This window comes from Acidovorax sp., from assembly GCF_046294525.1.
GTDB lineage: Bacteria > Pseudomonadota > Gammaproteobacteria > Burkholderiales > Burkholderiaceae_C > Acidovorax.
In genome coordinates, this window is the sequence record NZ_JBKBKQ010000001.1 from 541,813 (window position 1) to 547,987 (window position 6,175).

Below are 6,175 nucleotides of genomic sequence, written 5' to 3' on the forward strand. Positions count from 1 at the left end.
GGTCGGCGTGTGATCAGCGGTCCCCAGTGCCCTGTGCAAAGCGGCGCTCCGTGTCGTAGGGAAACACATCGAACATGTGGCCCGCCTGTATGCGCTCCTTGTGTGCTTGCCAGAACGCGGCATCGAGCAGGTCGGCGTGGTGCTGCATGAATACTTCGCGTACCGCGTCGTTGCCCAGCAGAAAAGGGGCGAAGGTTTCTGGGAACACGTCGAGGGGCCCCACGCTGTACCAGACGTCGCCACTCATCTCTTCCTCTTCATTGCGTGGCGTGGGCACGCGGCGGAAGTTGCAATCGGTGAGGTACTCGATCTCGTCATAGTCATAAAAAACGACCTTGCCATTGCGCGTGACGCCGAAGTTCTTCCACAGCATGTCGCCAGGGAAGATGTTGGCGGCAACAAGGTCCTTGATGGCATTGCCGTACTCGATCACGCTGTGCTCCATCTGCTGGCGCGCCCGCGGATCGGCGAGACCAGTATCAAGGGCCTCCTGCAGGTAGATGTTGAGCGGGATCATGCGCCGCTCGATGTACAGGTGCTTGATGATCACCTCGGTCTGGCCGTCACCATCGCGGTCGCTGACTTCGAGCTGGCTGGGCGCGAACTTCTCGATCTCGGCAATCAGTGCATCATCGAACCGGTCCCGAGGAAAGGCGACTTCGCTGTACTCCAGCGTGTCGGCCATGCGGCCCACGCGGTCGTGCTGCTTGACGAGTAAATACTTGGCCTTGATCTGCTCGCGCGTGGTGTCCTTCTGGTGTGGGAAATGGTCCTTGATGAGCTTGAACACAAAGGGAAAGCTCGGCAGGTCGAACACCAGCATCACCATGCCCTTGATGCCTGGCGCGATGCGGAACTTGTCGCTGGAGTGTTTGAGGTGCGAAAGGAAGTCGCGGTAGAACAGCGTCTTGCCCTGCTTGGCCAGGCCCAGGGCGTTGTAGATCTCGGCGCGAGGCTTGCGCGGCATGAGACTGCGCAAGAACTGCACGTACGCGCTGGGCACCTCCATGTCCACCATGAAGTAAGCGCGCGCAAAGCTGAACAGCGCCAGCAGATCGTCTTCGCCAAACAGGGCTGCGTCGATAGCGAGCTTGCCGCTTTCAGTGTGCAGGATGGGCAGCGCAAAAGGCAGCTCGCTGAAACCGTTGATGATCTTGCCCACCACGTAGGCGCCCTTGTTCCGGTAGAACAGGCTGGCCAGCACCTGGATCTGGAAGTTGGCGCGCAAGGTCATGTGCGCAATGCGCGGCTCGATGGCGGCCGCCACGCGCCGGGTATCGCGCGGCAGGTCTTCAAACTCGCGCTGCAGCCGGAAGTTCTCGATGGCCGTCTGCAACGCCGTGGCCAGGTTGTCCCGCGCGGGGTAGTAGGCGCGGTAGGTGGGCAGTGCTGCGGGTTCGTCGTTTTCGATGTACTCGGTGCTGACGGCCGGCCGCACAAAGATGAAGTCGTTGTGGAAATGAGTGCGGTGCAGGATCTTGGTGGTGACCGAGTTGAAGAAGGTCTCGGCCAGCTCGGGCTGGTGGTGGTTGACCAGCAGGCCGATGTAATGCAGCTTGACCTGGTGCCACACGTCCATGGGCTGGGCGCCCGCGCCAAACTCTTTTTCGAGGCGGCGCACGCATTCTCTGACACGCAGGTCGTAGAACTCGATGCGCTCGCGCTGCGCGCGCTGCTGGCCGTGCCAGTCACCTGTTTCAAACCGGTGCTTGGCGCGCGCGGATTCGGTGCGAAACAACCGGTAATGCCGGTTGAAGCCGTCCATCATCGCCTTGGCGATGTCGTAAGCCTGGGGCGCGTCCAGCCTTTGCGGGAACATGGTGTTTCGGTCAGCTGGGACGGTGATGGAACAGGGATTGCAGGCAGGTGCGGATGCGCGCAGCAGCGTGGCGGGTGCAGTGCCTAGTGCCGCTTGACCGCGGCCACCCCGGCCACTGCGGCCCGGTAAAGCGCCTCCAGGCCTTCGGTGCTGTCCACGGTCATGTGCAAGTCGTTGATGAGCCCGTCTTTTAGGCCATAGCACCAGCCGTGAAGGGTAACCTTCTGCCCACGGCCCCAGGCGTCGAGCATCACCGTGCTTTGCGCCACGTTCACCACCTGCTCGATGGCGTTCAGTTCACAGAGCACATCGTGGCGCCACTGGGGGTCAATCGATGCGATCAGGTCGCGGTGGCGGTCGCGCACGTCGGTCACATGGCGAATCCAGTTGTCGGCCAGACCAACCCGTGTGCCCTCGAGCGCTGCCAGCACGCCGCCGCAGCCGTAGTGGCCCACGACCATGAGGTGTTCGACGCGCAGCTGATCAATGGCGTACTGGATGGTGGACAGGCAGTTGAGGTCGGTGGGCACCACCACGTTGGCCACGTTGCGGTGAACGAACACCTCGCCCGGTTCCAGGCCCGTAATTTGGTTTGCGGGCACGCGGCTGTCGGAGCAGCCGATCCACATGTACTTGGGCTTTTGTTGCGCGAGCAGGCCGGTAAAGAACCCGGGGCGCTCGCGTTCCATCTGGGCCGCCCAGGCGCGGTTGTGGACAAACAGGTCTTCGATGGATGCGGGCATGGGTTTCGGGCTTTCTGAAAGGTCAATCGGCCTGCCGGGTTTAGCAGGTCTCGGCAAACAGCTCGCGGCCGATCAGCATGCGGCGGATCTCGCTGGTGCCGGCGCCAATCTCGTACAGCTTGGCATCGCGCCAGAGGCGGCCCAGCGGGTACTCGTTGATGTAGCCGTTGCCACCATAGATCTGCACGCCTTCGCCTGCCATCCAGGTGGCTTTTTCGGCACACCACAGGATGACGCTGGCGCAGTCCTTGCGGACCTGGCGCACATGGTCGGTCCCGAGCATGTCGAGGTTCTTGGCCACCGTGTAGGCAAACGAGCGCCCCGCCTGGAGCACGGTGTACATGTCGGCCACCTTGCCCTGGATGAGTTGGAATTCGCCAATGCTCTGACCGAACTGCTTGCGGTCGTGAATGTAAGGGATCACGTTGTCCATGACCGACTGCATGATGCCCAGGGGGCCGCCGGTCAACACCGCGCGTTCGTAGTCCAGCCCACTCATCAGCACCTTTGCGCCATTGTTCACGCCGCCCAGCACGTTCTCGGCAGGCACTTCCACGTCCTGGAATACCAGCTCTCCAGTGTGGCTGCCGCGCATGCCCAGCTTGTCGAGCTTTTGTGCGATGGAGAAGCCCTTCATGCCCTTTTCGATCAGGAAGGCGGTGACGCCGCGTGCGCCCATTTCAGGCTCGGTCTTGGCGTAGACCACCAAGGTGTCGGCGTCGGGGCCGTTGGTGATCCACATCTTGCTGCCGTTGAGCAGGTAGTAGCCGCCCTTGTCCTCGGCCTTGAGCTTCATGCTGATCACGTCGGAGCCCGCGCCGGGTTCGCTCATGGCCAGCGCGCCCACATGTTCGCCGCTGATGAGCTTGGGCAGGTATTTGGCCTTCTGGGCTTCGTTACCGTTGCGGTTGATTTGGTTCACGCACAGGTTGCTGTGCGCGCCATAGGACAGGCCCACCGAGGCGCTGGCGCGCGAGATTTCTTCCATGGCCACCATGTGGGCCAGGTAGCCCATGGCGGCGCCGCCGTATTGCTCGGGCACAGTGATGCCGAGCACGCCCAGGTCGCCCATCTTGCGCCAGAGGTCCATGGGGAACTGGTCGCTCTTGTCGATCTCGGCCGCACGCGGCGCGATTTCGGCCTGGGCAAAGTCGCGCACGGCGTCGCGCAGGGCATCAATGTCTTCACCCAGCTGGAAGTTGAGGCCGGGCAGGTTGGCGGGAATGCTCATGGAATGTCTCCTCGGAATGGATTGGGGGAAATGCAGCGCTCAGCCCTGGATCGCGTCGCGCCCAGTAACCGCCATGAGGGTGCAGCCCATGGTGGCCACCAGTTTTTCCTGGCTGCCGTCGATGGCGAAGGCCCGGCCTTCGCACACGGTGATGGTGCGGCCAGGCTTGATGACCCGACCCTCCATGCGGAACCGCTCGCCCTTAGCAGGGGCCAGCAGATTGATCTTGAATTCGATGGTGAGGACCGCGGCGTCTTGCGCCATCAAGGTGAACCCTGCGTAACCGCAGGCCGAATCGAGCGCTGTGGCAACCGTGCCGGCGTGCAGGAACCCGTGCTGCTGCGTGAGCTGTGGCGCCCAGGCCAGTTCGATATCCACCGCCCCGGGCAGAACACGGCCCAGATAGGCCCCCAGTGTCTGCATGGCGCCCTGTCGTGCAAAGCTGCCGCGCACGCGCTCTGCATAGTCCGCACAGCGAGGCTCGAAGAGAGGCGATGTCACGACGGTCTCCTGATTTACGTTTACGTAAACGTCAATTATGAATCATTTTTGCTTTTCGACCTTGAGCAGCAGCGCTCGTGCTTCTTCCTCATGCTCCAGCACCTCTTCCAGATTGGCCCGCAGGTCGGCCATCTGTTCTTCGAGCTGCTTGCGATGGAGCACCAGCACGTCGAGGAATTTGCGCAGTTGCACACCTGTATCACGTGGGCTGTCGTAGAGGTCGATGATTTCCTTGGCCTCAGTGAGCGACAGGCCCAGGCGCTTGGCGCGCAGTGTCAGCCGCAGTCGGGTGCGGTCACGCGCGCTGTAGACCCGGTTGCGGCCTGCGGCGCCCGTGCGCTCGGGCTGCAGCAAGCCCATGTCTTCGTAGAAGCGGATGGCGCGGGTGGTGAGATCGAACTCTTTCGCGAGGTCGCTAATGCTGTAGGTGTTGGCCATGGTGGTGTTGCATACAACAAGGGGGTTTCGCACAGGAGACAGCTTGCGGACGGCTACTCCCTACAATGCCTTGTGTGCATGACGTTTACGTTAACGTCAATGCTAACCCAACATGTCGGCGCCATGAACCCACTTGAACATCAGATCCACTACCCCTTCGGTGATACGCTTCCCGCTGTAGGCGAGACCGTCGAGGTTGCCCCTGGTGTCCGATGGATCCGCATGGCGTTGCCGTTTGCCCTGGACCACATCAACCTGTGGCTGTTACGCGACCGCCAGCCTGATGCCTCAGGAGCCATGGTCGAAGGCTGGACGATAGTGGATTGCTGCATCGACAGCCCGACCACACGGGCGCAGTGGGAGCAGGTCTTCGCCTCCAGCCTGGGGGGCTTGCCCATCCTACGCGTCATCGTGACGCATATGCATCCCGACCACATCGGCCTGGCGCACTGGCTGTGCGCGCGTTGGGATGTCCGCCTGTGGATCAGCGCCACTGATTACAACGTCGCCCGCGTCGCCGTGTACGACCCCCAAGGGTTTGGAGGCGAAGCAGGTGCGGACTTCTATGCCTTACACGGTGCGCAGGACGAAGCGTTTCTCAGCCATGTGCGCGGGCGGGCGTCGTACTTTCCCACCTTGGTGCCAGCTCTCCCCGCTCGCTTTCGCAGACTGATGGATGGCGACGTACTCGACATCGGCGGTCGGACTTGGCATTGCATCAGCGGTTATGGGCACGCTCCTGAACACATTGCCCTCTATTGTGCTGAATTGGGCACCCTGATCAGCGGAGACATGGTGCTACCTCGCATCTCCACCAATGTCAGCGTACATGCGAGCGAACCGGAAGCCAATCCTCTGCAGCTTTTTCTGACTTCGCTCCTGCGGTATCGTGATTTGCCGGAAACCACCTCGGTGCTTCCATCGCACGGCAAGCCCTTCACCGGGCTGACTACCCGCATCGACCAGCTGCACCAGCATCACCAGGATCGTCTCGCAGATATCTTGCAAGCCGCTCAGAACCGCGCGCTGAGCGCTGCAGACGTCCTGCCCATCCTCTTCCGGCGAACACTGGATACCCATCAGATGACATTTGCCATGGGCGAAGCGCTAGCGCATCTCCACTATCTGTGGCGAGGAGGCCGGATGGGTCGCGTTATGGATGGCGATGGCGTTCTTCGGTTTCGCCTGTTCGAATAGGGCACCCTGCAGCCAAGCTCGATCATGGTGCCGGCATGCGGCGTAGCGCACAGGCGGCTCGGATGCCTGATAAGGTCCCGAGGTCTCACAAGAGCGTGCTCTCATCCGCTGAACTGTGAACCCGCCTTCTCCAAGGAGACTCAGGAGAACGACGAGGTGGCCGTGATTGCAACCAGCCCGCTCACCATCAACGAGCGCTGGACTGCATTTGAGCAAGGGGAGTTGCTGGTTTTTTCACAGGGACGC

Annotated in this window: 7 protein-coding genes; 2 read left to right on the plus strand and 5 right to left on the minus strand. The window is 61.8% G+C overall.

The window, feature by feature from the left end:
- Window positions 1-13 precede the first annotated feature (13 nt).
- The 5 genes from aceK to ACK4HJ_RS02425 form a co-directional block, all read right to left on the minus strand.
- Window positions 14-1,819, minus strand: a complete 1,806-nt coding sequence (aceK, locus tag ACK4HJ_RS02405; RefSeq protein WP_409827358.1) for a bifunctional isocitrate dehydrogenase kinase/phosphatase — start codon at window positions 1,817-1,819, stop codon at window positions 14-16.
- A gap of 83 nt (window positions 1,820-1,902) precedes the next feature.
- On the minus strand, window positions 1,903-2,562 hold the full coding sequence (gene can, locus ACK4HJ_RS02410) for a carbonate dehydratase (RefSeq protein WP_409827359.1): 660 nt from the start codon (window positions 2,560-2,562) through the stop codon (window positions 1,903-1,905).
- Between the two features lie 40 nt (window positions 2,563-2,602).
- The gene (locus ACK4HJ_RS02415; protein WP_409827361.1) at window positions 2,603-3,793 is read right to left on the minus strand and encodes an isovaleryl-CoA dehydrogenase; all 1,191 of its coding nucleotides are present in this window, start codon (window positions 3,791-3,793) and stop codon (window positions 2,603-2,605) included.
- A gap of 39 nt (window positions 3,794-3,832) precedes the next feature.
- Window positions 3,833-4,294 (minus strand): PaaI family thioesterase, encoded by a 462-nt coding sequence (locus ACK4HJ_RS02420; RefSeq protein ID WP_409827363.1) that lies wholly within the window; start codon window positions 4,292-4,294, stop codon window positions 3,833-3,835.
- A 42-nt stretch (window positions 4,295-4,336) separates the two neighbouring features.
- Complete coding sequence (locus ACK4HJ_RS02425) at window positions 4,337-4,732, minus strand: MerR family transcriptional regulator (RefSeq protein WP_409827365.1); 396 nt, start codon at window positions 4,730-4,732, stop codon at window positions 4,337-4,339.
- A 123-nt stretch (window positions 4,733-4,855) separates the two neighbouring features.
- Between ACK4HJ_RS02425 and ACK4HJ_RS02430 the strand changes: the two genes are divergently transcribed.
- Both ACK4HJ_RS02430 and ACK4HJ_RS02435 read left to right on the plus strand, forming a co-directional pair.
- Window positions 4,856-5,929, plus strand: coding sequence for an MBL fold metallo-hydrolase (locus ACK4HJ_RS02430; RefSeq protein WP_409827367.1), 1,074 nt, complete (start codon window positions 4,856-4,858; stop codon window positions 5,927-5,929).
- Window positions 5,930-5,953: 24 nt separating this feature from the next.
- On the plus strand, window positions 5,954-6,175 hold a 222-nt coding region (locus ACK4HJ_RS02435), incomplete at its 3' end, for a class II glutamine amidotransferase (protein ID WP_409827369.1).

What these genes read in the sequence shown, in the direction of transcription:
- ACK4HJ_RS02430 (WP_409827367.1), top strand. Translation starts at nt 4,856, where the DNA reads ATGAACCCACTTGAACATCAGATCCACTACCCCTTCGGTGATACGCTT.
- ACK4HJ_RS02415 (WP_409827361.1), bottom strand. Translation starts at nt 3,793, where the DNA reads ATGAGCATTCCCGCCAACCTGCCCGGCCTCAACTTCCAGCTGGGTGAA.
- ACK4HJ_RS02425 (WP_409827365.1), bottom strand. Translation starts at nt 4,732, where the DNA reads ATGGCCAACACCTACAGCATTAGCGACCTCGCGAAAGAGTTCGATCTC.
- aceK (WP_409827358.1), bottom strand. Translation starts at nt 1,819, where the DNA reads ATGTTCCCGCAAAGGCTGGACGCGCCCCAGGCTTACGACATCGCCAAG.
- can (WP_409827359.1), bottom strand. Translation starts at nt 2,562, where the DNA reads ATGCCCGCATCCATCGAAGACCTGTTTGTCCACAACCGCGCCTGGGCG.